Annotated in this window: 20 protein-coding genes, 1 tRNA gene and 1 pseudogene; 14 read left to right on the forward strand and 8 right to left on the reverse strand. The window is 71.5% G+C overall.

Annotated features, from left to right (window positions below; translation table 11 throughout):
* Window positions 1-13: 13 nt before the first annotated feature.
* Entirely contained in the window at window positions 14-640 is a 627-nt protein-coding gene (locus ACIBO8_RS04115; RefSeq protein ID WP_396113583.1) for a 5-formyltetrahydrofolate cyclo-ligase, read from the reverse strand.
* A gap of 81 nt (window positions 641-721) precedes the next feature.
* On the opposite strand from ACIBO8_RS04115, the pseudogene ACIBO8_RS04120 reads away from it, so the two are divergent.
* From ACIBO8_RS04120 to ACIBO8_RS04145, 6 genes and pseudogenes are all read left to right on the forward strand, one after another.
* Window positions 722-2,929 (forward strand): annotated as a pseudogene (locus ACIBO8_RS04120) (diguanylate cyclase); the annotation flags it as partial.
* Between the two features lie 492 nt (window positions 2,930-3,421).
* The gene (locus tag ACIBO8_RS04125) at window positions 3,422-4,348 is read left to right on the forward strand and encodes a UTP--glucose-1-phosphate uridylyltransferase (RefSeq protein WP_396113584.1); all 927 of its coding nucleotides are present in this window, start codon (window positions 3,422-3,424) and stop codon (window positions 4,346-4,348) included.
* Entirely contained in the window at window positions 4,345-5,655 is a 1,311-nt protein-coding gene (gene glp / locus ACIBO8_RS04130) for a gephyrin-like molybdotransferase Glp (RefSeq protein WP_396113585.1), read from the forward strand. The genes ACIBO8_RS04125 and glp overlap by 4 nt, the downstream gene beginning before the upstream one ends.
* Window positions 5,652-6,296: a GNAT family N-acetyltransferase gene (locus tag ACIBO8_RS04135; RefSeq protein ID WP_396113586.1), complete on the forward strand. Its 645-nt coding sequence runs from the start codon at window positions 5,652-5,654 to the stop codon at window positions 6,294-6,296. The genes glp and ACIBO8_RS04135 overlap by 4 nt, the downstream gene beginning before the upstream one ends.
* A gap of 135 nt (window positions 6,297-6,431) precedes the next feature.
* The gene (locus ACIBO8_RS04140) at window positions 6,432-7,259 is read left to right on the forward strand and encodes a hypothetical protein (protein ID WP_396113587.1); all 828 of its coding nucleotides are present in this window, start codon (window positions 6,432-6,434) and stop codon (window positions 7,257-7,259) included.
* A 75-nt stretch (window positions 7,260-7,334) separates the two neighbouring features.
* A tRNA-Ala gene (locus ACIBO8_RS04145) sits at window positions 7,335-7,408 on the forward strand.
* Window positions 7,409-7,456: 48 nt separating this feature from the next.
* On the opposite strand, the gene ACIBO8_RS04150 is transcribed toward ACIBO8_RS04145, so the two are convergent.
* Window positions 7,457-7,849, reverse strand: coding sequence for a response regulator transcription factor (locus ACIBO8_RS04150; protein ID WP_396113588.1), 393 nt, complete (start codon window positions 7,847-7,849; stop codon window positions 7,457-7,459).
* A 143-nt stretch (window positions 7,850-7,992) separates the two neighbouring features.
* Between ACIBO8_RS04150 and ACIBO8_RS04155 the strand changes: the two genes are divergently transcribed.
* The 4 genes from ACIBO8_RS04155 to ACIBO8_RS04170 all read left to right on the forward strand — a co-directional run bounded on the left by ACIBO8_RS04155 (window position 7,993) and on the right by ACIBO8_RS04170 (window position 11,008).
* A complete protein-coding gene (locus ACIBO8_RS04155; protein ID WP_396113589.1) occupies window positions 7,993-8,385 on the forward strand; it encodes a VOC family protein in 393 nt (130 codons plus the stop codon).
* Window positions 8,386-8,451: 66 nt separating this feature from the next.
* Window positions 8,452-9,213: a phosphodiesterase gene (locus tag ACIBO8_RS04160; protein ID WP_396113590.1), complete on the forward strand. Its 762-nt coding sequence runs from the start codon at window positions 8,452-8,454 to the stop codon at window positions 9,211-9,213.
* Window positions 9,214-9,291: 78 nt separating this feature from the next.
* Window positions 9,292-9,657: a VOC family protein gene (locus ACIBO8_RS04165; protein WP_366155764.1), complete on the forward strand. Its 366-nt coding sequence runs from the start codon at window positions 9,292-9,294 to the stop codon at window positions 9,655-9,657.
* 121 nt (window positions 9,658-9,778) lie between these two features.
* Window positions 9,779-11,008 (forward strand): GAF domain-containing protein, encoded by a 1,230-nt coding sequence (locus ACIBO8_RS04170; RefSeq protein ID WP_396113591.1) that lies wholly within the window; start codon window positions 9,779-9,781, stop codon window positions 11,006-11,008.
* A 110-nt stretch (window positions 11,009-11,118) separates the two neighbouring features.
* Here ACIBO8_RS04170 and ACIBO8_RS04175 read toward each other — a convergent pair whose 3' ends face one another.
* From ACIBO8_RS04175 to ACIBO8_RS04185, 3 genes are all read right to left on the reverse strand, one after another.
* The gene (locus tag ACIBO8_RS04175; RefSeq protein ID WP_396113592.1) at window positions 11,119-13,575 is read right to left on the reverse strand and encodes a bifunctional polysaccharide deacetylase/glycosyltransferase family 2 protein; all 2,457 of its coding nucleotides are present in this window, start codon (window positions 13,573-13,575) and stop codon (window positions 11,119-11,121) included.
* Window positions 13,572-14,663, reverse strand: coding sequence for a hypothetical protein (locus tag ACIBO8_RS04180; protein WP_396113593.1), 1,092 nt, complete (start codon window positions 14,661-14,663; stop codon window positions 13,572-13,574). Before ACIBO8_RS04180 ends, ACIBO8_RS04175 begins: the two co-directional genes overlap by 4 nt.
* Before the next feature lie 1,066 nt (window positions 14,664-15,729).
* Window positions 15,730-17,319: a dolichyl-phosphate-mannose--protein mannosyltransferase gene (locus ACIBO8_RS04185; RefSeq protein ID WP_396113594.1), complete on the reverse strand. Its 1,590-nt coding sequence runs from the start codon at window positions 17,317-17,319 to the stop codon at window positions 15,730-15,732.
* Window positions 17,320-17,397: 78 nt separating this feature from the next.
* Between ACIBO8_RS04185 and rsmI the strand changes: the two genes are divergently transcribed.
* Window positions 17,398-18,249 carry a 16S rRNA (cytidine(1402)-2'-O)-methyltransferase gene (gene rsmI, locus ACIBO8_RS04190; RefSeq protein ID WP_396113595.1) on the forward strand — a complete coding sequence of 284 codons (852 nt, stop codon included), beginning with the start codon at window positions 17,398-17,400 and terminating at the stop codon, window positions 18,247-18,249.
* Here rsmI and ACIBO8_RS04195 read toward each other — a convergent pair.
* Window positions 18,243-19,247: a hypothetical protein gene (locus ACIBO8_RS04195; protein WP_396113596.1), complete on the reverse strand. Its 1,005-nt coding sequence runs from the start codon at window positions 19,245-19,247 to the stop codon at window positions 18,243-18,245. The genes rsmI and ACIBO8_RS04195 overlap by 7 nt on opposite strands.
* Before the next feature lie 648 nt (window positions 19,248-19,895).
* On the opposite strand from ACIBO8_RS04195, the gene metG reads away from it, so the two are divergent.
* Both metG and ACIBO8_RS04205 read left to right on the forward strand, forming a co-directional pair.
* Entirely contained in the window at window positions 19,896-21,677 is a 1,782-nt protein-coding gene (gene metG, locus ACIBO8_RS04200; protein WP_396113597.1) for a methionine--tRNA ligase, read from the forward strand.
* A 206-nt stretch (window positions 21,678-21,883) separates the two neighbouring features.
* Complete coding sequence (locus ACIBO8_RS04205; protein WP_396113598.1) at window positions 21,884-23,221, forward strand: PKD domain-containing protein; 1,338 nt, start codon at window positions 21,884-21,886, stop codon at window positions 23,219-23,221.
* A 57-nt stretch (window positions 23,222-23,278) separates the two neighbouring features.
* On the opposite strand, the gene ACIBO8_RS04210 is transcribed toward ACIBO8_RS04205, so the two are convergent.
* Window positions 23,279-24,313, reverse strand: coding sequence for a hypothetical protein (locus ACIBO8_RS04210; protein WP_396113599.1), 1,035 nt, complete (start codon window positions 24,311-24,313; stop codon window positions 23,279-23,281).
* A gap of 76 nt (window positions 24,314-24,389) precedes the next feature.
* Here ACIBO8_RS04210 and ACIBO8_RS04215 point away from each other — a divergent pair, with 76 nt between their 5' ends.
* Window positions 24,390-25,280: a TatD family hydrolase gene (locus tag ACIBO8_RS04215; protein WP_396113600.1), complete on the forward strand. Its 891-nt coding sequence runs from the start codon at window positions 24,390-24,392 to the stop codon at window positions 25,278-25,280.
* Window positions 25,281-25,290: 10 nt separating this feature from the next.
* Here ACIBO8_RS04215 and ACIBO8_RS04220 read toward each other — a convergent pair whose 3' ends face one another.
* Window positions 25,291-25,713 carry a hypothetical protein gene (locus ACIBO8_RS04220; protein ID WP_396113601.1) on the reverse strand — a complete coding sequence of 141 codons (423 nt, stop codon included), beginning with the start codon at window positions 25,711-25,713 and terminating at the stop codon, window positions 25,291-25,293.
* Window positions 25,714-25,751 lie beyond the last annotated feature (38 nt).

Below are 25,751 nucleotides of genomic sequence, written 5' to 3' on the forward strand. Positions count from 1 at the left end.
CCGTCATCGGATGTTATTTCGTCCAGTCGAGCGCGTCGTTGAGGCCCTGGGCGGGTGTGATCGCCGCCCGTACGCGTCTGTCGTGGGGTTCGGCCGGTACCGCATCGAGCAGTTCACCGTCGTGCAGCAGGGCGACGGTGAACGCCGTCACGGGTACGCGGGCCAGGGCTCGGTCGTAGGAGCCGCCGCCGCGACCCATGCGTACGCCGTACCGGTCGACGGCGAGTGCCGGGACGACGACGAGGTCCGCTCGGGCGATGGCGGCCGTGCCGAGGCGGGGTCCAGCCGGCTCCATCAGGCCCCGGGCTCCCGGACGCAGCGACGAGGGGCCCTCGTAGCCGGCCCAGTCGAGGTCGCGGTCGGGGAGCAGGACGGGCAAGAGCAGCAGTGCGGTCGTGCGGGCGGCCAGGCGGATGACCTCGGGGAGCTCCGGGCCGCCGGGTTCACTGCCCATGGGGACATAGGCGGCGATCACTGATGGTGAGCTTCGGCGTACGTGGGCTGCGAGGGCGGATTGCACGAGGGAGGCGGCGAGGGTGAGGTCTTCGGGCGTTTTTGATCTACGCAACGCGAGCAGGCGATTGCGCAATGCAACTTTCGTGGCGCCCGGTCTTTCGGCGTCACGGGCGAAATCCGGCATGCAACACCCCCTTTGTAAAACCGGCAAACGGTGCGCACTATGTCAGCATCGCTCCAAAGAAGGCCACTTCCAGGAGGACGTGTGACTCTGCGTGGCCGACTCACCACTGCCTTTCTGGCGGTCGTGCTCGGCCCGGTTCTGCTCGGATCCTTCTTCGTCGGGATGACCGTGGCCACCGTGAGCCGGGACCGCACGGCCGAGCGGCTCGATCATGCCGCAACGACGGTACGGGCCGCGATGGGTGCCCTGTGCGGACAGCTGCAGGCGGTCGCCGACGCGGTAGCGGTGCTGCCGGCCGACGATCGCGGGGCCGCCGCAGACCAGATGGTGACCCGCGGGCTCGCCGTCGAGGTTCGCATCACGGGCGACGACCCGGGCGGCGACGCGGAGGACGATGCGGCGAAGCCGTCTAGCGAGGGTCACGGCGCGAACGGCGAGCGGGATTGCGCAGTTCAGGCGGCTGGAACCGCGCAGGGGACCACAGATCGCGCCGGGGAGACCTCTGGCCGGCCGGCAGGTCGGGGCGAAGGGGAACAAGGGCAGGTCTTGCACGGGCAGGGGCAGAGCCTCGGGTCCGACATGGGTACGGCCATCAGCGCCGTAACGGCCAGCGCCCGGCAGGACGGCGCCGTCGTCGTCGCGGTCGCACGCGTCGACGACGGGCTGATCCAGCGTCTCGCCGGCACCAGTGGCGCCGACGTGTCCCTGCGCAGCCGCGTCTCCGGTCCGTACGCGAAGGCGATCCCCGTCGGGCCCGGCCAACCGCTGCCGCTCGCCGTGACGGTGCCGGGTCGGGAGCCGTTGCCGCTCTACGTTCTCCTGGCGGCCGCCGTGCTGGTCGTCGCCGCGATCGCGATCTTCGCCGCTCGGTGGCTGGCGCGGTCCACCACTCGTCCCCTCGAGGAACTCGCGTGGGCCGCTGGCAAGGTCGCCGACGGGGAGCTGGGCGTACGGGTGCCTGTCGGGCGGGACGACGAGATCGGGCGGCTCGCGGGGACCTTCAACCGGATGACTCGGGAGCTGCAGGCGTACGTGCAGGCGTTGACCGCCAGCCGTGACCAGCTTCGCGGGCACCTCGCCATCCTCGGCGACACGCTCTCCAGCACCCACGACCTGCACCGCATACTCCAGGTCATCCTTCAGACCGCTCTCTCCGCCAGCGGGGCGCGCGCCGGGATCGTGCTGCTTCTCGACTCCGCCGACGGGCAGCTGGTCGGGCAGTGTGCCGAGGGTCTGACCGGGCCGTGGGACGTGTCCGAGTCCGATCTCTCCTCGCTTCGGATTCCGGTCGGGCACGGGATTCTCGGTGCTGTCGCCGCAGCGGGTGAGCCGCGGCGGGGGTTCTGCGGGCTCGGTGGCGGGCTGGATGAGCCGGCCTGCCGGACGTACGTGGCCGTGCCGATCTGTGCGCCTGCCACGGTGGGTGATCCGTTCCTGGTCGATGAGCGCGACCCGGCCGGGCAGCCAGCCACGCTCGGCGTGCTCGCGCTCTACGACCGGCTCGGGGCCGACGAGTTCGACGACGCGGATCTGCTCATGCTTCGTACCTTCGCCGGTCAGGCCGGGGTCGCCGTGCACAACGTTCGGGTGCACGAGGAGGCGCAGCGGCTGTCGCTGACCGACCCTCTCACCGGATTGTGGAACTACCGTTACCTGCGGGAGTCGTTGCGTCGCGAGGTCGAACGGGCCAGCCGGTTCGGCCGTACGCTCACCGTGCTCGTGCTGGACCTCGATCACTTCAAGGACGTGAACGACACGTACGGGCATGCCGCCGGGGACACCGTTCTCGGTGAGTTCGCCCGGCGGGTGCGGGTGGGGCTGCGGGAGGTCGACCTGGCGTTCCGGCAGGGCGGTGAGGAGTTCGTGGTGCTGCTGCCCGAGACCGACGCGTACGGCGGGATCGTGGTGGCGGAGCGGCTCGGTGCGGCCGTCCGGGAGATTCCGGTGCCCGTCGATGGGCGGCGCCAGCCGGGTGAGGACGAGCCGGGTGTCGAGCGGGTGCCGATCACCGTATCGATCGGGATCGCCGTCTATCCCGAGCACGGCGGCACCGCTCAACAGGTTCTCGCGGCGGCGGACCATGCGCTGTACGCGGCCAAGAACGCCGGCCGTGACACCTACCGGCTGGCTGACCATTTCGGCCCGGCCCACGACGCAAAGCCGGCGGACAGAGACACGAGGCCGGCCGATAGAGATCTAAGGCCGGCCGCGAGAGATGCAAGGCCGCTCAAGAGGCAGCCAAGGCCGGGAGAACGAGAGGCAGGGGCCGCCGGGCGAGACGCCGGGCCGGCTGAGCGAGATGCAAGGCCGGTGGAGAAGGAGGCAGGGCCGGCTGAGCGAGATGCAAGGCCGGTGGAGAAGGAGGCAGGGCCGGCTGAGCGAGATGCAAGGCCGGTGGAGACGAAGGCAAGGCCGATGGAGTCGGAGGCAAGGCCGGCCGAGGGAAGGGAAGACCGGCCGGACGGGGGACGAGCCGAGCGGCCAGACGCAGCAAGAACCGAGCGGCCCGACGCGGCCGCGACGCGCGGCAACGCCGGACCGGGTGCGGGCAGGGATGTCGCTGCTCCCAGGACGGGCGCTGTGCGAAACACCGGCGGCTCCGCGGCTGCCGGTGATGTGATCGACAAATCGGTTTCGGCCAGGGTTCCCGATGGGCAATTCGATCATCCGGGATCCGTGACGGGCGCGTCCGGTGGGCCACACCCGCCGCGGCAAGGCCGTGGCCGATAGTCTCGCGACATGTCCGGGCACGAACTGAGCGAAGGTGCGGTGACCCCTCAGATGACCACGCAGGCAGATGCCAGCGGCCGTCGGGCCGTGAAGGCTGTCATTCCGGCTGCTGGACTCGCTACCCGATTCCTGCCGGCCACCAAGGCCGTGCCCAAGGAGCTGTTGCCCGTCGTCGACCGTCCGGTACTGCAGTACATCGTGGAGGAGGCGGCTGCGGCCGGGATCACCGATGTGCTGCTCGTCACGGGGCGTGGCAAGACGTCCATGGTCGATCATTTCGACCGCCGGCCCGATGTGGAGGCGCGGCTCGAGGAGAAGGGCGACAAGGAGCGGCTCGCCGCTGTTCGCCGTACCAGTGAGCTCGCGGACATCTACACCTGCCGGCAGGGGGAGCCGCTCGGGCTGGGGCACGCCGTCGGTGTGGCCGCTTCGCACGTCGGGGACAACGCCTTCGCTGTTCTGCTGGGGGACGAGTTCGTCGACGAGAGTCAGCCGTTGCTGCCCGCGATGCTCGACCTTCAAGCCGAGACCGGCGGCATCGTGCTGGCTTTCATCGAGGTTTCGCCCGAGGAGACCAGCCGGTACGGCATCGCCTCGGTCGAGGCCGAAGCCGGGCGCGGCGACGACATCGTCAAGGTCACCGGTCTGGTCGAGAAGCCGAAGCCCGCGGAGGCGCCGAGCAACCTGGCCGTCGTCGGCCGGTACGTGCTTCCCGGGTCCATCTTCGACGCGATCCAGAACACCAAGCCGGGCAGTGGCGGTGAGATCCAGCTGACCGATGCCATGGCGCAGCTGCTGGCCGAGGGGGTGCCGGTGCACGGCATCATCTACCGCGGCCACCGGTACGACACCGGGATGCCCCTGGGCTACCTGCAGGCCGTCGTCCAGCTGGCGGTCAAGCGGCCCGATCTGGGTGCCGAGTTCCGGCAGTGGCTGACCGAGTTCGTGGCCACGGAAACCGGCGGTGCCAAGGGATGACGGCCACGGCCGATGCCGAGGCGGCCGCCAACGAGCTGATGCCTCTCGCCGAGTACCTGGGCAGCGTGCTGCGCAGGTTACGGGCGCTGCCTCCGCTCGACCTCGACCTCACCCAGGCGCACGGCAATGTTCTCGCCAACGACGTGCTGGCTCCGCACCCGTATCCGGCCTTCGACCAGGCCGCGATCGACGGGTACGCGGCCCGCTGGGAGGACCTTGCCGCCGCCGGGCGGATCGGCTCGCACCCGTCCTTCGGCCCGTTCGAGGGCGGGCCGCGGCCGGTGCGGCTCAACGTCGTCGGTGATCTCGGCGCGGCGAGCTGGCGGCCGGTCCGCCTCACCCCGGGCACCTGCTTCTCCGTGGCGGCCGGGGCGCCGCTTCCCATCGGTGCCGATGTCGTCGTGCCGGTGCACTGGACCGATCAGGGCATGGCCGCCGTGGAGATCCTGCATGCGCCGAAGCGGGGTTCCGGGGTGCGGCGGGCGGGTGACGAGCTGCCCGTCGGGCGGGTGCTCGCGACCGCCGGGTCCTACGTGACTCCCGCCATGGTCGCCGTGTTCGCCGCGTCGGGCATCGGGCACGTCGTCGTCCGGCCGAGCCCGCGGGTCGTCGTGGTGGCCACCGGGGACGAGCTGGTCGACGTGGGCCGGCCCAGCCAGCCGGGGCAGGTGGTGGACGCCAATTCGCACGCGCTCACCGCCGCCGCCGTCGAGGCCGGCGCTCTCGCGTACCGGATCGGGATCTGCGACGACGACCCGGAAGGTCTCCGGGGGTTGCTCGAGGATCAGACGCTGCGGGCGGATCTGATCATCACCACCGGGGGCACGGGTACGGGGCCCGGCGACATGCTGCGCCGTGTGCTGTCCCGGCGTGATCCCGGGCGGGGGGTCGTCGAGTTCACCGACGTGGCCCTGTGCCCCGGTACGGCGCTGGGGTTCGGGACTGTCGGCGGCGAGGAGGTGCCGGTCGTGTGCCTTCCCGGGGAGCCGGGCGCCGCTCTGATCGGCTTCGAGGTGCTGGCCCGGCCCGTTATTCAGCTGCTGGCCGGTTCCGAGCCTGTGTTCCGGCCCAGCGTGAAGGCGCATCTGCTCGAGACCGTCTCCTCTCCGGGCGGGCTGCGGGAGTTCCGGCCCGCGCATGTCGCCGAACGGCGCGGCGGCGGCTACACGGTGCAGCCGCTCGCCGGGGGGCCGTACACTCTTTCCGGCCTCGCCGAAGCCAACGGACTGCTGGTGCTGGGCGAGCGGGTCACCGCGGCCGCGGCCGGGTCGACCGTCGACGTGCTGTTGCTCGACCGGAGGCGATGATGCTGGGGTCCACGCCCGGATGGCCTGCCGTCCTGGCGGACGGGCCCGTGCTGCTGCGCCCCTACCGGCGCGGTGACGCGCGCGCGTGGTCCGAGGTTCGCATCGCCAACCAGGCGTGGCTCAGCCCCTGGGAGTCGGCGCCGCCCGGGCCGTGGGCCGAGATGAACTCGCCGCGGGCGTACCTCTACGTCTATCGGGACATGAAGCGGGCCGCTCGGCGCGGCGACAGCATGCCGTTCGCCGTCTGCCTGCGGCAGGACGGCGGCGAAGGCCGCCTGGTCGGTCACATCAACCTCGGCAGCATCGTCCGGCGGGCGTTCAGTTCCGCGTACGTGGGTTACTGGGTCGATTCCCGCGTGGCCGGTCAAGGCGTGATACCGACCGCGCTGGCGCTCGCCGTGGACCACGCGTTCGGGGCGGGCGGGCTGCACCGGGTGGAGATCAACATCCGGCCGGAGAACGGGCCCAGCCGCCGGGTCGTCGAGAAGCTCGGCTTCCGCGAGGAGGCGTACCACCCCCGGTACATGCACATCGACGGCGCCTGGCGCGATCACCTCGGCTACGCGATGACCAGTGAGGAAGTCGCGGGCGAGGGCGGCCTGGTGGCGCGGTGGCGGCGGTTGCGTACCACAGCAAATTGATCATCAGTTGCTGGCCGGCCCGGCGCGCCGCGGCGATTTCCGCAGCTCTCGCCCGTAATCTCGGGGAGATTGCGACTTTTTCGTGACCGGGACGAGACCGCCCGGCACATCTTGAGGCTGACGGGAGGGGTGAGGGTGCCGACCTCGGTGCTCCTCGCCGTCCTCGCCGCGGCCGGGTTGCTCGCCCTCGCACCGGCCCTCGTCCGCCGGTACGACGCCACCGAGCGCCTGGCCGCGGAGCGGGCGTCGTCGACGGCTCGGGTGCTGCAGCGCCGCCGTCGGCTCCGCACCGTGCCCGGACGCCGACCGGTCAACCCCGGCCGTTCGGTCCTGGTTACGTCGCGGACCCTAACGGGTGATCCTGTGCCGGTGTCCGCCGCCCCCGTCTCCGCGGCTCCGGTCTCGGCGGTGCCGGTGTCCGGCGTACCGGTGTCCGGTCCGCCGGTGCGACGCCTGCGGGTGGTCTCGTCGCGGCGTCCGGTGCGCCGTCGTCCGCCCGTACGCCGGCAGACCCCGGCTGTCGTCCGCCGCCGGCGGGTCTTCGCCGCGCTGCTGCTGCTCAACATGATCGAGCTGGTGGGCGTGCTCGCCGTCAGCCCGGGCTTCTGGATCAGCTTCGCGGTCACCGGCACCCTGCTCGGGGTGTACCTGGTGCACCTGCGCAACCGGGCGATCGCGGACCGCCGCCGGCGCCGCATCGAGGCGCGGGAAGCGGCCTGGCTGGCGGCCCGGCAAGCGGAGGTACGCCGGGAGCAGGCGCGGCGTGCTGCGGCCCGCCGGGAGGCCCAGCGCCGGCTGGCGGCCCAGCGCGAGGCGGTCCGCCGTACCGCACTGGGCCTGGACCGGGACCCTTCCGACCTGCCGGCCGCCGTCAACGGCGCTTCCGTGTCGTACCGGCGTACCGGTGGACTCCGGGGCCGCGCCTACGAAGCGGGCGGACGCGGCAGCTCCTACCCGGCGTGATGACGCCACGCGGAGGGGGTGGTTCGCGGGGCGGGCGGGTGACCTGTTAGCCTTGCTGCGGTCCTACGGGGCCGGGGGGCTGTGGCGCAGTCCGGTAGCGCACCTCGTTCGCATCGAGGGGGTCTGGGGTTCAAATCCCCACAGCTCCACCCCACAGCAAAGGCCGTCTCTCACCTGAGACGGCCTTTCGCCTTTTCTCAGGCGCCGGGGGTCAGCTTGCGGCGCTCGATGACCTGCTGAAGCTCGGTCACCAGGCGCCGCGGCGACAGCGGCTTGGGCAGGTAGCCGTCCGCACCCGAGCCCATCCCCGCGTTCACGTCGTGCCGGTGGAAGTTGGCCGACACCATCAGCACGGCCGCGTTGCTGACGTGCGGGTTGCTGCGGACGAGCTGGCACAGCTCCATGCCGTTGAGCGCGGGCATCCGTACGTCGGTCACGATGCCGACCGGGCGCGCCACCCGGATGATGCGGGCCGCGGTGTTGCCGTCCTTGGCGCCGACGGCCGTGTAGCCCGCCCGCTCCAGGGCGAACGTCAGCATGTCGCGGAGGTCCGCGTCGTCCTCGGCCACCAGGATCAAGTTCTCGTTCATGGTCGCAGGATCGGCGGGCCCGCCGGATCCGGGAGCAAGACTCCGGTTGCATGCCGGGAGCGACCGGACATCGCGATACATCGATCGCGCCAACTGCCGCGTGCCCCGCTGCAATGCGCGTTCCGGAAGAGCACACTGCACGCATGCTGGGACGAAACTCATCGCATTTCTGGGGCGTGGTGCTCGACACCAGGGATCCGCTGGCCCTGGCGGAGTTCTACGCGACGCTGATGGACTGGAAGATCGTCAAGGAGGAGCCCGACTTCGTGGCCGTCGCGCCGCTGGGCGACCACGTGGAGTACCTGGCCTTCCAGCGTTCACCCGACTACGAGCAGCCGGCCTGGCCGAACAAGGCGCACAAGCAGCAGATGATGATGCACCTCGACATCGAGGTGCCGGATCTGGAGTCGGCGGTACGGAGCGCCCGGGACGCCGGTGCCACCGAGGCGGATCACCAGCCGCAGGACACCGTACGGGTCATGCTCGACCCGGACGGGCACCCCTTCTGCCTGTACGTGGACACCAGCGTGTCCTGACAACGTCGTTGTTGGGGTTACGACCGTTCTGTTGACCCGGCGGGGCTGCACCGGATCATCACCCGTATGACCTCCTTCATCGCACAGCTCAGCGACTCCCACCTCACCACCGGGCCGTTGGGCGGCGGGCCGGCGGCCGGACTCCAGCTCGCCCTCGCCCGCGTCATGGCCCTCGACCCCCGGCCCGATTGCGTCGTGGTCACCGGCGACCTCACCGACAACGGCCGCGAGGAGGAGTACGCCGCCCTCCTGGAGGTCATCGGCGACTTCCCCCTGCCGCTGCACCTGACCACCGGCAACCACGACGACCGGGACGCCATGGTCAAGGCGTTCGGCGGGGAGCCGTACTACGCCGTCGACTATCCCGGCTTCACGGTGGTCGCCCTCGACTCGCTGATCCCCGGCTCACCGGCGGGCCGGCTCGGGACCGAGCAGCTCGCCTGGCTCGACACGGTGCTGGCGTCGCGTCCGGGCGTACCCATGATGATCGGCCTTCATCACCCGCCCATGCCGATCGGGATCCCCTTCCTGGACGGGATGCGGCTGCTCGACGGCGAGGAGCTGCGCGAGGTGGTGGCCGGGCACGACAACGTCGCGCGGATCATGGCGGGGCACGTGCATCGGCCGGTCACCGCGGCGTTCGCCGGGACGGTGCTGACGGTGGGGCCGAGCACGTGGCGCCAGGCCGGCCTGCTGCTCAGCTCGGACGCCCCGCCCGGGTACGTGGCGGAGCCCACCGGCTTCCTGCTGCACATGCTCGAAGGCGCCGATTGCGTCACCCACACCGTGCAGGTCAGCCACGCCGCGGCCCTGCTCGGCGCATATTGATTACCGCTCGGCGCAGCAGATCATCGAAGTGTCGTACCCCCGCTATACGGTCGATATCCACGCGGGAAGGGGAGACCGATGATCGACCACGTCGTTCTCGGGGTGCACCACCTCGACGAGAGCCGGCACTTCTACGAGCACGCCCTCCGTCCGCTGGGCCTCAAGGTCGTGGCCCAGCGGCCCGACTTGATCGGGTTCGGCGACGACAGCGGGCGACCGTTCTTCTGGCTGGGGCTGCGGGAGCCCACACACCGCGTGCATGTGGCGTTCACGGCCGGGGACCGGGCAGCGGTGGATGCGTTCCACGCTGCGGCTCTGCATGCGGGCGGGGTGGACAACGGGGAGCCGGGGGTGCGGGCGCAGTATCACGAGAACTATTACGCGGCCTATGCGTTTGATGCCGACGGCAACAACATCGAGGCGGTGTGCCACCGGCCGGCGTGAGGAGTGCCGACCACGGGGGCGCCGACGGGAGAAGGGAGAATGCTGGGGAGCAAGATGGCCGATATGTGAACCTCGCTACTTATGGGTGGTATCTCTGTAGTCAGTCTCGGAGGTGACCGCCATGCAAGCGCCCCTGCCCACGAACGAAGCCGATCGGCTCGCTGCGCTCTACGAACTCGACATCCTGGATTCCGCACCGGAGAAGGACTTCGACGACATCGTCGCCCTGGCCTCGTCGGTCTGTGATGTGCCCGTGGCCCTGATCACGCTCATCGATGTGGATCGGCAGTGGTTCAAGGCGCGGGTCGGGACCGACCTGACCGAGATGCCGCGGGACCTGTCGTTCTGCTCCCACACCATCCTCGGCAAGGACCTGATGGTCGTTCCCGACGTCAGCGAGGACCCTCGGTTCACCGGTCACCCGATGGTCGCCGGTGGCAAGGGCGTGCGGTTCTACGCCGGCGCGCCGCTGATCACCAGTGACGGGTTCGCCCTGGGCGCTCTCTGCGTCATGGACTCGCGCCCGCGTCAGCTCGACGCCGAGCAGATCCAGGCGATGCGGGCGCTGGCCCGTCAGGTCACGTCGCAGCTCGAACTGCGGCGGTACGCCGTCGCCCTCGCCAACACGAACGCGCGGCTCCAGGAGCTCGAGCGGCGCAAGGACGATCTCGCCGGTCTGGTCAGCGGGAAGCTCCGGGCGCCCCTGCGGCTGATGCGGTCGTACCTGGCCGACCTCGGCGCCAACGGCTACCCCGATCCCGAGCTCGCGCACCTCGTCGGCCGGGCCACCGCGGCGCACGTGCGGGGCATGACCGACCTGCTCGACCACCTGACCTCGATGGCGGACGCCGCCAACGGCGCCGACAGCCTGCACATGCGCCAGATCGACCTGACGCGGCTGACCCAGCGGGCGGTCGAGGCGGTGCGCCCCATCGCGGCCACGAAGAACATCTGGATGCTCAACCACGCCGGCGGGCCGTCGCTGCCGATCATCGCTGATCCCGTACGCCTGGAGCAGGTCCTCATGCAGTTGCTCTTCGCCGCGGTGAAGTACACGCCGGCCGGTGGGCGCGTGCGCGTCGGCACCGAGGTCGAATCGGGGCCGGCCGTGCGGCTCGACGACATGGACATGCCGGACGGTCTGCGTTCCGATCTGTTCCCGCACCTGTACTACGGGACGATCACGCATCCCAGCGCGGTGCCCGGTCCGGACCAGGGGCTGGCCGTGGCCAAGCGCGTCCTGGATGCACACCACGCCACGGTGGCGCTCTCCGACCGGCCAGGAGACGGGACGTCGCTGCACGTCGTCTTCCCCTTCGCGGAGCGGGAACCGGTCCTCGCCGGCGTCTGAGCGCCGCAAGACCGATCCACGACCCGGAACCCGCTCCCGCCCGGCTGCAGTTCGGGCGGGAGCGGGCCCGGTCAGGGGCTGTCCCACGGATCGGGGCCCGGCAGCGGCCCTCACGATCCGCGCGACACCTCCTGAGCCCCGTTCGTGTAGACGGGACCGGAGCCGCCGCCCGGGGGCGAGCCGGCCGACGGAAGTTCCTCAGGATCCAGAATCCGGTCTTGCGGCAGGTCCCTGTCCTGCGCGGGCGAACCCTGCGCCGGCACCGGCGGGCGTGCCGTCGCGCGGCCCGACGCCGGATGGGTCACCGTCCGCGCCTGGTCCCGGCTCGGCGGCCAGGTGTCGACCGCCGGCGCGATGCTCTGCTGGGGGAGGATCACCGGCCGCTCCGAGTCGGGCACCGACCTGGTCAGCCCCGCGCGGTGCAGCTTGTGCCAGCGCAGCCGGGCCCCCGTCATCGCGGTCATCGCGGACTGGATCAAAACCAGATACATGAGCTGCCGGTACGCGAACTGCTGCAGCGGCAGCCGCCACAGCGGGCGCAGTGACTCGCGGTCGAACCGGAACGCCACCGCCGCCGTGAACAGCTGCAGGGCGAGCATGGCCAGCCAGGCCGTCACCGTGGCCTGGAGTTCCCAGAAGACCAAGCCGTACAGGAGCATGATGTCGACCACCGGGGCGAGCAGCGGTAGCGCCACCCCGAAGAGCGCGAGGAACGGTAGCCCGACCCGGCCGAAACGACCCGAGTCGCCGGAGTCGGTGAGCGCCTTGCGGTGCTTCCACATCGCCTGCATGGTGCCGTAGCTCCACCGGTAACGCTGGCGGTAGAGCTGCTCGAGCGTGGTCGGCGCCTCGGTCCACGCCTTGGCCCGCTCCTCGTAGACCACCCGCCAGCCGGCCCGGCACAGCGCCATCGTCACGTCGGTGTCCTCGGCGAGCGTCTCGTCGCTGATGCCGCCGACCTCGGCGAGGGCCGTACGCCGGAACGCACCGATCGCCCCCGGCACGGTCGGCATGCAGTTCAGCACCTCGTAGAGGCGGCGGTCCAGGTTGAAGCCGATCACGTACTCGATGTGCTGCCAGGCCGAGACGAGCTTCTCGCGGTTGCCGACCTTGACGTTGCCCGCCACCGCGCCGACGGCCGGGCTGGCGAACGGCTGGACCAGCATCCGGATCGAGTCCGGCTCGAAGATGGTGTCGCCGTCGACCGTCACGATGAGGTCGTGGCGGGCCAGCGCGATGCCGGTGTTGAGCGCGTTGGCCTTGCCGCCGTTCGGCACCCGGATCACGCGTACGTTCGGCAGGCCCAGGCGTTCGACGAGCACGGCGGTGCCGTCGGTCGAGCCGTCGTCGACCACCACCACCTCGATGGCGGGGTAGTCGCCGCCGGCCAGGGAACGGACCGCCGCCTCGATGCCCTCCTTCTCGTTGTAGGCGGGCACGATCACGGAGACCGGTTCGGTCACCGGCGGGCCCCAGGTGAAGGTCTTCTTGCGCCGCTGCCGGGCATGCCGGGTCGCGAGCAGCAGGAGCAGGACCGTACGCACCACGGTGAGCAGCCCGACGATCAGGAACAGCCCGGCGATCACCCAGACCAGACCGTCGGCGAACCGTACGGTCCACAGCAGCGCCGAACCACGCCAGCGGTCGGTGCTCTCCGCCGGAGGATTGACCGGAAGCAGCGGCAGCGCCTGAGCCGACTCCTTGCCCTGCTGCGCGATGGCGCGGTTCATACCCTCGGTGACGGTGGTGAAGGTGTAGCCGCGCGCCCTCATCATCGGGATGAAGACCTTCAGCGCCGCCACGGTCTGCGAGCGGTCACCACCGGCGTCGTGGAAGAGGATGACCGCCCCGGTGTCCTCGGGCGGGGTGGCGTTGCGGACGATCTGCCCGACCCCGGGGCGCTGCCAGTCCTCGCTGTCCATGTCGTTGACCACGACGAGGTAGCCCTCGGCACCGGCCTGCTTGACGATCTTCCAGTTCACGTCGTCGATGGCCTGAGGCTTCGACGAGTACGGGAACCGGGCCAGATTGGTGCGGACGTTCGCGGCCCGGGCGATGGCGACCTGGGTCTGGGACAGCTCCAGGCTGCGCCGCCACGGTGCGAGGCGCTGCAGGTTCGGGTGGGTGAACGTGTGCAGGCCCAGTTCGTTGCCGCGGTCGGTGATCCGCTTGGTGAGGTCCGGATGCCGCGCGACCTCGGAGCCGACGACGAAGAAGGTGCCGTGCGCGTCGTTCTGCTCGAGCACGTCGAGGATCTTCGGCGTCCACGTGGGATCGGGGCCGTCGTCGAAGGTCAGGGCGATCGTACGGGCCGGCATCCGGCTGGAGCTCTCCTGGCCGCCGGTGGTGTTGATGACGGGACCGCCGCCGCGGATCGTGATCGGCACGCCGGCCTGGTCGCCGACCTCGGTCTCGACGTGGTCGCCGGTGAACTCGGAGTTGATGTACGCCTGCACGATCAGGACGCCGACGAAGAGGCTGATGAGCAGGGTCCCCAGCATGACCCGGGGACGCGGCAAGATGCGGCGCCGGGAGCGGCTGCGGTTGCGGTTGCGACGGGTCGTCACGGGGAGACCTCGGTCTCGGGTTCGGGTTCGTCCGCGGGGTCGTGGCCGGCGGCGTCCGGGGCGGGCGGGGCGCCGCCGTCGTCGCTCTTGGTGGAGCCGCTGGTGGAGCCGCCGCCGGTGCCGCCGGTCGAGGTGCCGCCGCCGGTGCCGCCGGTCGAGGTGCCGCCGCCGGTGCCGCTGGTGGAGCCGCCGCCGGTCCCGCTGGTGGAGCCGCCACCGCTGCCGCTGGTGGAGCCGCCACCGCTGCCGCTGGTCGAGCCGCCGCTCTTGGTGGAGCCGCCGGTCGGGGATCCGCCACCGCTGCCGCCGGTCGAAGATCCGCCACCGCCGCTTCCGCTGCTCGGGGAGCCGCTGCCGCCGCCGGTGCCGCCCGTGCCGCCCGTGCCGCCCGAGAGCGAGCCGCCGGTGCCGCCGGTCGGCGTGCCGCCGCCCGTCGAGCCGCCGGGAGTGTCCCCGCCGGAGAGGCCGTCGCCGGATCCGCCGCCCGTGCCACCGGTGCCGGGCGGGGCCGGGGGCGCCGGCTCGTCCGGGGTGGTCGTGGTGTCGGTGGTCGGTGGCGTCGACACCGGGGTGACCGGCTTCGTCGTCACCGACTCGGCCGGCTTGGTCGTGGCGGGCGGGGTGGTCGGCCCCTGGGTCGTGGGCCGGGGCGTCGGCGTACGCGCGGGCCGCGCGGCGGCCGGCGTGGACGACCGGGGCAGCTGCCGCGACTCCAGCGTGTTGTTCCGGTTGAGCAGGGCGTTGCGGCGGGGCAGCACCTCCATCACCGGGCGGGTGCTCGGCGCGGTAGTGGCCGGCTCCGGCGTCGGACTGGGCCGGCCGGCCGCGACGTCGTCATCGCCGCGCGCGAGGTCCGGCAGCGGCAGCACCGCGTTGCTGCTGACGGGCCCCCCCGCGAGGCTGACGCTGATCAGTCCGCCGTAGACCATGCAGAGGGCGCCGAATCCGTACGCGACTCGGCGCAGCAGCCGACGACGGCGGCCGGTCGAGTCGACGAACACCGGCGAGGGTTGCGCGACGACGATCACCTCGGTGTCGAGGATCTCGATGTCGGCGGAAAGCTGGTTCTTCGGCTCCTGCAATGTCACGCGGCGAGCTTAGGAACATCTACGAAGATCATGATCTGCTTCACCCTCACGCATGACGACCGAATGCGGGAGGGAAATCATCCGAAACGGTGAGGGCTCACGTTTGACCTGGTGGACGCGGTGTGCACCACCGCTGTGCGACCCGGTTGTGACCTGCGCGAAATGCTTCCGGTGCAGAAGGTTACGCGATTATCGCGAAGGATTTGCTGTCGTATTCACGACTGATCGCCACGCCGTTATCCGAGTGTCATTCGCCAATGGATAAGTGGCTTAAAAACCAATATAGCCTTATGCCCTTTTTGTCGCAACGCGGAAGTGAGAGGGGCGGGAAGGTTTGCCGCCGGACGGTGGCTCAGGGGACGTCTCGCGCCGATCCGTGGGGTGAGGGAAGGTCTGCGGCTGGACGGTGGCGTCAGGTAAGTCTGTGGCTGCGCGGTGGGGTGAGGTAGGTCTGTGGCCGGGCGGTGGGGTGAGGTAGGTCTGCGGCTGCGCGGTGGGGTGAGGTAGGTCTGTGGCCGGGCGGTGGGGTGAGGTAGGTCTGCGGCTGGGCGGTGGGGTGAGGTAGGTCTGCGGCTGGGCGGTGGGGTGAGGTAGGTCTGCGGCTGGGCGGTGGGGTGAGGGAAGGTCTGCGGCTGGGCGGTGGGGTGAGGGAAGGTCTGCGGCTGGGCGGTGGGGTGAGGGAAGGTCTGCGGCTGGGCGGTGGGGTGAGGAAGGTCTGCCACTGGACGGCGCGGTGGAAATTGTCCGGCCGGCGGACAGGGTGCGAAAACCTGGCTCAGTAACCAGCAAGCTGGGCTCAGCAACTGGCAAATGGGCCGCGCGGAGAGCAAGCCGGGCGCGACCGGCGGCGGGCGGGCCAGGCAGCGGGCGAAGGCGGGTGCCAGCCGTCGGTGGAACAGGAGGTCGCGCGGCGTTTGTTCGCCAAGTTTTCGCACAACCGGCGGACTCCACCCGTTGTGCCGGTCAGCGACCCTCGTTAAGCTTCCTCTTGCACGCCCCTATCGCCCGCTTCCCCCGTGGCAGGCGATCGGGGCGTTGCCATGTCCGCACCTCTGCGGCCGAACCCCTAGATCCAGCGTCCGCCGAGCCACATGCGCGCCGACCAGTCGTCGTACGGGATCAGTTGGCCGACGAAGATGGGGTGGAAGTAGGCGAAGCAGAGCGCCACCAGGAGGACGTATACGCCGGCCACGATGGTGCCGATCAGCTGTCTGTCGGTGCGTCCGGCGCCGGTGGCCAATCCGGACGGCGGAGTCATGATGGCGCCGAGGGTGTAGACGACCGCCAGGATCAGAAACGGCAGCGCCGGCAGCACGTAGAACGAGAACATCGTGCGGCCGTCCGCCAGCGCGAAGTAGAACCACGGCAGCAGGCCGGCGACCACGCCCGTGCCGATGGCGAAGGCCCGCCAGTCCCGGCGGGCGATGCCGAACCAGACCAGCGCGCCCAGCGCCGGCAGGAACGACCACCAGAGGATCGGCGTGCCGAGGAGCAGGATCTCCGCGGCGCAGCTGGGCGCCCCGCAGTTGCCGTTGCCGTTCCAGTAGAAGGCGACCGGTCGGCCCAGGAGCAGCCACTGCCAGGGCCAGGACTGGTAGACGTGGCGGTCGGTCAGGCCGCTGTGGAACGTGTACGCCTCGTAGTGGTAGTGCATGAGGTTGAGCAGCGCGCCGAGGATCGGGGGTTCGCTGAGCCCGTTGGCCTGGCGGTAGTGCCGGAAGTAGCCGGTGTTGGTGACGAACCAGCCCGTCCAGGTGGCCAGGTAGAAGATCACCGTGAGGATGAAGCTGAGGACCAGGTAGCCGAGGTCGCCCGGGAAGCCGGAGATGATCGGGCTGCGGACGCCGGCGGAGCGCCGGGCCTGCACCCGCCAGACGACCACCAGCAGCGCGAAGAACGGCGCGAAGAACAGCGCGCTCCACTTGACGCCGCAGGCCAGGCCGAACGTGACACCGCCGACGAGGAGCCACCAGGGGATGATGCGCGGCCTGCCGTGCCGGGCGGCGGGGTCGTAGCCGGACTCCAGGGCGCGCAGCCAGCGGCGGCGGTAATGGTCGCGGTCCAGCACCATCGTCGCGAACGTGATGAGGATGAACAGGCCGAGGAAGATGTCCAGCAGCGAGGTGCGGGACAGGACGAGCTGGAAACCGTCGAGGCTCATCAGCAGGCCCGCGGTGCCGGCCAGCACGATCGAGTGGAACAGCCTGTACGCGACCCGGATCAGCACGAGGATCATCAGCGTGCCGGCGATCGCGGCCGGGAAACGCCAGCCCAGCTCGGTGTTGCCGAACGCCTTCTCGCCGAGCGCGATCAGCCATTTGCCCAGCGGCGGGTGCACCACGTACGCGGGACCGTTGGTCTTCTCGTCCCACTCCACGCCGTGCTGGAGCATGTCCCAGGCGTCGGTCGGGTAGTAGACCTCGTCGAAGATGTACCCCTTCGGGCGATCGAGACCGACCAGCCGCAGGACCGCCGCGATGCCCACGACCAGCGCCGTGACCAGCCACGAGTACGGGTTGAGCCAGTTGTCGAGCGTGGCCAGCCGCCGCCGGACGGCGTCGGGCACGCCGCCGGCGCCCGTGGTGGCGCCCTCCGCCGGGACGTCGTCCGCGGGCGGGGGGCTCGGGGTGTCTGTCTCCGCTGTCGCCGAAGTCACCCCGCGATCGTAGGCCGCCCGTCCAGTACCCCGGTGCCTGGAGGCAGCGGCGGGCCGCAAGTGTGATGGACTCGGGTCGTGGACGAGAACGGTTCCGGTCGGGTCGTGCTGGTCGGTGCGCCGCTCGGCAACATCGGTGACGCCTCCGCGCGGCTGCGAGACGTGCTGTCCAGCGCGGACGTGGTCGCCGCCGAGGACACCCGCCGGCTCACCCGGCTGGCCCGGGACCTCGGCGTCACGGTCGGCGGGCGGATCGTGTCGTATTTCGAGGGCAACGAGGAACGGCGTACGCCGGATCTGGTCGAGGCCCTGCGCGGCGGCGCGGTCGTCGCGGTGGTGACCGACGGCGGCATGCCCAGCGTCTCCGACCCGGGATACCGCCTGGTCCGGGCCGCCCTGGACGCCGGTTTCCCGGTGACCGCCGCGCCCGGCCCGAGCGCCGTCACGACCGCGCTGGCGCTGTCCGGGCTGCCCAGCGACCGGTTCTGCTTCGAGGGGTTCCTGCCCCGCTCCGGCTCGGGCCGGCGGTCGCGGCTGCGCGAGCTCGCCGCCGAGCCCCGCACGCTGGTTTTCTTCGAGGCGCCGCACCGGATCACCGGGATGCTCGAGGACCTGGCCGGCGTCTTCGGCGCCGAGCGGGCCGGCGCGGTCTGCCGGGAGCTGACTAAGACGTACGAGGAGATCCGCCGCGGTCCGCTCGGTGAGCTGGCCACCTGGGCCGCCGAGGCCGAGCCGCGCGGGGAGATCACCGTGGTGGTGGCCGGCGCCCCCGCCGGCCCGGCCGAACGCCCGGCCGACGAGGACCTGCGCGCGGCGGTCGCCGAACGGGAGGCCGGCGGCGTGTCACGGCGGGACGCCATCCAGGCCGTCGCCGATGCGTACGGGCTGCGCAAACGTGAGGTCTACGCGTTGGTGCACAACGCTCAGTAGGCGGTGACGAGGAACCCGGCCAGCAGGGTCAGCGGCGCGGCGAGGCTGATCAGCAGTGCGGCACGCCGGGCTCGGGCGGTCTCCAGCCGCCGTACCCCGGTGAGGCCGGCGATGCCGAGGCCGCAGAGCAGCACCAGCACGAAGCCCAGCGACCAGCGCAGGTGAACCAGGACGCCGGTGGCGCCGACGTACGCCTGGCGGCTGTCCGTACTGACCATCCGGGCCGGGATGGTGGATCCGGCGGCGCGCTGGGACGGCTCGACCCCGAGCAGGGCGATCGGGCGCACGGTGTAGGCGCCGTCGGCCGTGGTGAACTCGCCGGTGCAGCGCTGGGCCACCCCGGAGCCGGTGCATCCGGCCACGGTGGCCGTGCCGGGCCGGCCGTGCCCGACCGCCAGCCAGAACGGTTCGGCGCTCACCCAGGAGAAGAAGGTGGCCACCAGGGCGAGGACGAGCAGCGCCAGCAGGCCGCTGACCGGGCGGCGCGGCTCACGGCCCCGGTGCCTCGGCGGGCGGACGGTGCGCTGGGGCCGGTCCGGAACCTCCTCGGCCGCGGGACGCTGGTCGTCGTCCAGCCAGAACGGGGAGGTCTCCAGGAGCGCGGACGTGCGCTCTGCGCGTACCCGATCCTGGATGGCCCGGTCGACGCGGGCGTGATCCGCGCGGGAGGGAGCGAGCCGCGGCCGGCTCGCGGTGCCTTGACCCGGCACGGCCCCGCGGTCCAGGACCACCGTCGGCCGGTTGCTCTCGGGCTCGGGCAGGACCATGACATCGGGTACGGCCGCAGCCGCCGCCTGGATCTCGTCGGCGGAGCCGGTGCGCGGGGGCGGCGCGGACTCCTCGGGCGCGGGCGTCTCCTCCGTGTCCGGGTCTTCCGTGTTCGGGGCGTAGGCCGTGATCGTGCCCTCGGTGTTGAAGCGCTCGGCATCGACCTCGTCGTGGCGGCTCTCGACGGGTTTGTCGGCGGCCTTCGGCGCCTCGGCCTCCGTGGCCTGCAAGGCCGCCGTGGCGTCCGAAGCGTGCGGGGACGCCGATGGGGTTGGCGGCGGGACTGGTGATGGGGCCGCAGATGGAGCCGGGGACGGGGCCGCCGATGGAACCGGTGACGGGGTCGGCGGCGGGACCGGTGACGGAGCCGCAGCCGGAGCCGGCGACGGGGCTGCCGGTGGGGCCGCCGATGCGGCTGGCGACAGAGCGCCGGGTGCGGCTGGCGACGTGCCGCCGGGCGCGGCTGGCGACGTGCCGCCGGGCGCGGCTGGTGATGGGACGCCGGGTGCGGCTGGCGACGGGCTCAGGGCTGCGGTCGCGTCGCCGGCGCCGGCCTGGTGGGCCTCGGCCGCCTCGCCGGTGTGCTGGGTGACGGCGGGCAGCGCGATCGTGGGCGTGGCCGGTTCGGCGCGCCGGGGTGCCGGGGAGGGTGGTTCGCCTTCCCCGCGCCACCAGGCGCCGGTGCCCGGATCGGACCAACTCCACGGGCTGCTCTCGGTGCGCGGCGTTTCCCCAGGCTGCGGCGCGTCTCCGGTCATGGTTCCCATTGGACTACGGGGTCCGCCGCGATTCCGTCACATGACGGGCGTGTCGGGGCAAAAAGGGCTGATGCCTATCCGTTCGCGGCGCGACCCCCGGAGTCACTACGCTTGGTGGCCATGAGCCACGTTCTCGCCGCGGTCGCCTGGCCCTATGCCAACGGCCCGCGCCACATCGGTCATGTCTCCGGCTTCGGAGTGCCCTCCGACGTGTTCAGCCGGTACATGCGGATGTCCGGCCACGACGTGCTCATGGTCTCGGGCACCGACGAGCACGGCACCCCGATCCAGGTGCAGGCCGACGCCGACGGGGTCACCCCGCGCGAGCTCGCCGACCGCTACAACCGGGTGATCGTCGAGGACCTGCACGGGCTCGGCCTGTCGTACGACCTCTTCACCCGTACGACCACGCGAAACCACTACGCCGTCGTGCAGGAGTTGTTCACGGGCCTGCACGAGAACGGCTACATCGTCGCCAAGACCACGCTGGGCGCCATCTCGCCGTCCACCGGGCGCACCCTGCCCGACCGCTACATCGAGGGCACGTGCCCGATCTGCGGATACGAGAGCGCCCGCGGCGACCAGTGCGACAACTGCGGCAACCAGCTCGACCCCGAGCAGCTGGTCAACCCGCGCTCGCGGATCAACGGGGAGACCCCGGAGTTCGTCGAGACCGAGCACTTCTTCCTCGACCTGCCGGCGTTCGCCGAGGCGCTGGGCAAGTGGCTCGACACCCGCGAGGGCTGGCGCCCCAACGTGCTCAAGTTCTCCCGGAATCTGCTCGACGACCTGCAGCCCCGGGCCATCACGCGGGACCTGGAGTGGGGCGTACCGATTCCGCTGGACGGCTGGCGGGACCGCAGCGACAAGCGCATCTACGTCTGGTTCGACGCGGTGATCGGTTACCTGTCGGCGTCCATCGAGTGGGCGCGGCGCTCGGGTGACCCTGACGCCTGGCGCCGGTGGTGGCAGGAGGAGTCGCTCGGCTACTACTTCATGGGCAAGGACAACATCGTCTTCCACTCGGTGATCTGGCCGTCGCTGCTGCTCGGCTACTCCGGCGAGGGCGACAAGGGCGGCAACCCCGGCTCGCTGGGCGCGCTCAACCTGCCCACCGAGGTGGTCTCCAGCGAGTATCTGACGATGGAGGGCCGCAAGTTCTCGTCGTCGCGCAAGGTCGTCATCTACGTCCGCGACTTCCTCGAGCGCTACGACGCCGACGCCCTGCGCTACTTCATCGCCGCGGCCGGCCCCGAGTCCAACGACACCGACTTCACCTGGGCCGAGTTCGTCCGCCGCAACAACGACGAGCTCGTCGCCGGCTGGGGCAACCTGGTCAACCGGTCCATCTCGATGGCGGCGAAGAACTTCGGCGCGATCCCGGAGGCGGGGGAGCTGACCGACGACGACCGCGCGCTGCTCGAGGTGGCCCGTGCCGGCTTCACCACCGTCGGCGACCTCATCGGCAAGCACCGCCAGAAGGCGGCGATCGGTGAGGCCATGCGGGTGGTCGCCGAGGCGAACCGCTACCTCTCCGACCAGGCGCCGTGGAAGCTCAAGGACGAGGCGTCCAAGCCGCGGATGGGCACGATCCTGCACGTCGCCCTCCAGGTGGTCAGCGACGCGAACACGCTGCTGACCCCGTTCCTGCCGCACTCCGCGCAGAAGGTGCACGAGCTTCTCGGCGGCAGGGGCGTGCACGCGCCCATGCCGTCCATCGTGGAGGTCGAGGACCTGGACGGTGGCCCGTCGTACCCGGTGCTCACGGGTGACTACTCCGGCGGCGCGCGGTGGGAGTCGGTGCCGCTGGTGGCGGGCACGCCGCTGGCCGCGCCCAAGCCCGTCTTCCGCAAGCTCGATCCGTCCGTCGTGGACGAGGAGCTGGAGCGGCTCGGCTCCTGACCGTACGGCCCCAGAAGCCCACCGAAGCCCCGGGCATCGGTGGGCTTCGTCATGCCGGCCCGGAAGCGGATTGATCAACGTTGTGATCGTCGGGTACGTTCAGCGCGACCACGGGGGAACGGTTACGTCTCATCAGTACGGCTGCGAACGCGGCCGTGCCATGTCGTCATGTCTCCTTCGCCAGGTCACCCCTCGAAGGAGCTCCCTTGAACATTCGTCTTTCACGCCCGCTTCTCGCGGCTGTCGCCGGCGGTGCGCTGCTCGCGACCGGCGCTGTCGGCGTCTCGCCCGCCTTCGCCTCCGGCACATCGTCCGTGGCCGGCGCGGCGCTCACCACCAACCCGTCGCGGACCCCGCCGCCGGTGTCTGCGCCTCCGCCGCCGTCTCCGTCCACGTCGGTGTGGCCGTCCGACGACCCGGGGAACCCGGGCCCGTCGTGGCCGGACCCCTCCGACCCGGCGCCGGACCCGTCCGACCCGGCCACGAGCCCGACGCCCGGCCCGTCGGACCCCGCCCCGGACCCGTCGGACCCGGGGCCGGGGCCGTCGGACCCCGGCTCGGATCCGTCGGACCCGACGCCGGATCCGTCCGGCCCGACCGACCCGGCCTCGGACACCACCGCTCCCACGGGCGTGTTCGCGCTGAGCACGACCTCGCTGTGGGTGGGCCAGCGGGTCGCCCTGATCCAGGGCCCGATCCACGACGACGGCAGCCCCGCGGAAGCGATCAGCCGCGTGGTGGACTGGGGCGACGGCACGTCCAGCACGATCGTCGCGGGTCAGGCGCCGGTCGAGAAGCAGTACACGAAGAACGGCACCTACACGGTCACGCTCACCCTCACGGACGCCGCCGGCAACAGCAGCACGGCGACGGCGTCGGCCGACACGGTGAAGGTGACCACACCGGGCACGTTCACGCTGGACAAGCGCGAGCTCTGGCCCGGCCAGGAGCTCAAGGTCACCATCGGCGCCGTCCCGGCCGGCACCACCGGCATCCGGCTCGACTGGGGTGACGGCTCCGCGACCGAGCTCAGCGGCCGGAACCAGTCGGTCACCGGCATCTACTACCACCGTGACAACGGCGGACTCGTCCACGGTCAGGTCACCCTGCGGGCCACCTTCACCAACGACAACGGCCCGTCGTCGGCGCTCGCCGTCGGCAAGGTGACCGTCAAGAAGGACACCTGGAAGCCGGTCGTCAAGGTGAAGAAGCCGGAGAGCGCCGACCGGCTCAGCTCCTGGAAGTACGCCCGCGGCACCGTCGAGGACAAGGGCGCCGGCGTGCCGTACGTCTACGTCTTGGCGGCCCGCTTCAGCGGCACCAGCGTGTACTGCTACACCCCGCAGCACAAGTGGAAGCGCCTGCACTCCATCCAGGAGCTGGGCGACTGCGTCCCGGTGGTGGTGAAGGCGTCCGAGGGCAAGTGGTCGCTGAAGCTGAGCAACCTGAAGAAGGGCACCCTGCGCGTCGAGGCGAAGGCGTGGGACTGGGCCGACAACGAGAGCAAGCCGTCCGCCGTCAAGGCGGAGATCACCCGCAGCTAGACCACGGCTGAGCGGAAACGCGGGGCCCGGCGCATCGCCGGGCCCCGCGTCGTCGGGTCAGAGCTGGTACGGCAGCTCGGCGATGTGGTGGTCGGTCAGCTCGCGTACGGGCGCCCACACCTCGTACACCCCTCGCTCGTAGCAGCGCGCGCCGACGGCCGCCACCGAGTCGGCGTCCGGGCGCACCAGGCGGAGGCGCGCCCAGCTCTCGTCGCGCTGCAGCACCCAGGCCGGGACGTTGCGCCACAGCGCCTGCTCGGCGCGGCGGGCCAGCGTCTGCACGGAATAGCGGGCCGCGCGGGTCAGGGCGCGGACCCGGAAGTCGTCCGGCGGGTCGGCGACGGCCTGGTACTCGTTGTCGTTGATCCGGCCGACCAGGGTGGCCGAGCCGGCGTCGGTGCAGGGCACGTACTCGCGGTCCGGGCTGACGCCGGGCACCCCCTCGAGCAGGTGCCGCCAGCGCGGACCGGCCAGCCGCAGCCAGCCGTGCTGCTCCGGCTGGTAGGTGTAGAGCACGACCTCGTCGCCGGTGCCCGGGTAGGCCAGCAGCTGGGCGTTGGCCGGCATCGGCAGGTCGGCGAAGCCCGCGGTGACGAACTCGGGGATGAGGTCGTCGGTGCTGGGCGTGAAGCCGGTGCCGAGCACCATCGCGCCGACCCGGGAGTGCGCCGGCAGGGCGGGCAGCCCGGACTGCACCGCGCCCATCGGGATCTCGAAGTCGATCGGGTCGGTGGCGCGCCAGCGCAGCGCGTACGCCACCGCGTCGTCGCCCGCGCCGTCGGTGCGCAGCAGCGAGAGCTCGGCCGGGGTGCGCAGGTGGGCGATGTCGCAGGCGCGGTAGCAGAAGCCGTACGGCAGCCAGCCGGCCAGATGGCCGGCCAGCTGCGCGGCCGAGAGCACCTTGATCATGCGGGTGCCGCGGCGGACCGCGGCGGTGGCCCGGATCCGTTGCAGCACCGGGTCCTGCCGGTGTCCCACCGACTGGCTCATGGCCTGCACCTGCGCCCAGGTGAGGTCGCGGCGCAGCGGCGCCATCAGCGGCGGCTCGAGGGGGTCGGTGCCGACGGCGGAGTCCTCACCGGTCAGGGTCACCCGTCGCAACATAGAGGAAGGTCGTTGCTACTGGGTGAACGCGGGGTTACCCGGACCTGTGTGATGCTGGACCGCGATGAACACGCAACCGTCCGAGTCCCGCAAGAAGCGCTCCGCGCGCCGCGCCGGGGAGTTCCCGCCGCCGCCCGAGCCCCTGGCCGTACCGGTCTTCGACAGCCACACGCACCTGGACATCACCGTGCACGAGGCGGGGATGCCCGGCGGCAGGGCGGCCGACCCGGTCGAGGCTCTGATCACCGCGGCGGCGAAGTCCGGAGTGGACCGCCTGGTCCAGGTCGGCGTCGACGTGGCTTCGTCGCGCTGGGGCGCCGAGCTGGCCGCACGCCACCCTTCGGTGCTCGCGACCGTGGCGCTGCACCCCAACGAGGCGCCGACCCTGGACGATCTCGACGAGGCGCTGCGCGAGATCGAGACGCTGGCGGCCGAGTCGCGGGTGCGCGGGCTGGGTGAGACGGGCCTGGACACCTTCCGTACGGGCGAAGCCGGCCGCCCCGCCCAGGAGCGCAGCTTCCGCGCCCACATCGCGATCGCCAAGCGGTACGCCAAGGCGCTGGTGATCCACGACCGCGACGCCCACCAGGACGTGCTGCGGATCCTCGACGAGGAGGGCGCGCCGGACACCGTGGTCCTGCACTGCTTCTCGGGCGACGCGGACTTCGCCGCCGAGTGCGTACGCCGGGGCTACCTGCTCAGCTTCGCGGGCACGGTGACGTTCGCGAACGCCGGCGATCTGCGCGCGGCCGCTGTTGTGACGCCGCCCGAGCAGATGCTGGTCGAGACCGATGCGCCGTACCTCACCCCGGTGCCGTACCGGGGGCGTCCCAACGCGTCGTACCTGATTCCGCTGACGGTGCGGGCGCTGGCCGAGGTGACCGGCCGGGACCTGGACGCGCTGTGCGCGGCGATCTCCGCGAACGGCGAGCGGGTCTTCGGTTCGTGGCGCTGACGGCGGCAGGTCAGGCGGGCAGGGGGTAGGCGGCGCAGTCGAGGCGTTCGCCGAGACCGCCGAGAAGCTTGGCGAAGGCCGTGGGCGCGGCGTGCAGCGGCCCGCGGGAGACGAAGCGAACCGCCCAGCGGTGCCCGGGGGCCACGTTGAAGATGCGGTGCACGACGAGCGATCCGCGCTCGTCCGGCTCGACGCTGGTGACCCCGCGATACCACCACTCGCCCTGCTGGACGACCGAGCGCGCGGCCCGGTCGATGGTCACGGTGATCATGCTGCCGTCCGTGGTGACGGTGAACTCGTCGCCCTTGGCCGGCCTGGCGGAGCCGGTGGCCGCGATCGGCGACCGCCCGCCCGGCCGGGCGTCGAGCAGCACCGCCGCGACCTCGTCCGGTGTCGCTTCGACCACGCCGCGTAGCTCGAGCAGCTCCGTCATGCCCCTCGTTGTACCCCCTCCGCGCACGTCGCCGCTGC

It is taken from the genome of Actinoplanes sp. NPDC049681 (genome assembly GCF_044465265.1).
GTDB lineage: Bacteria > Actinomycetota > Actinomycetes > Mycobacteriales > Micromonosporaceae > Actinoplanes.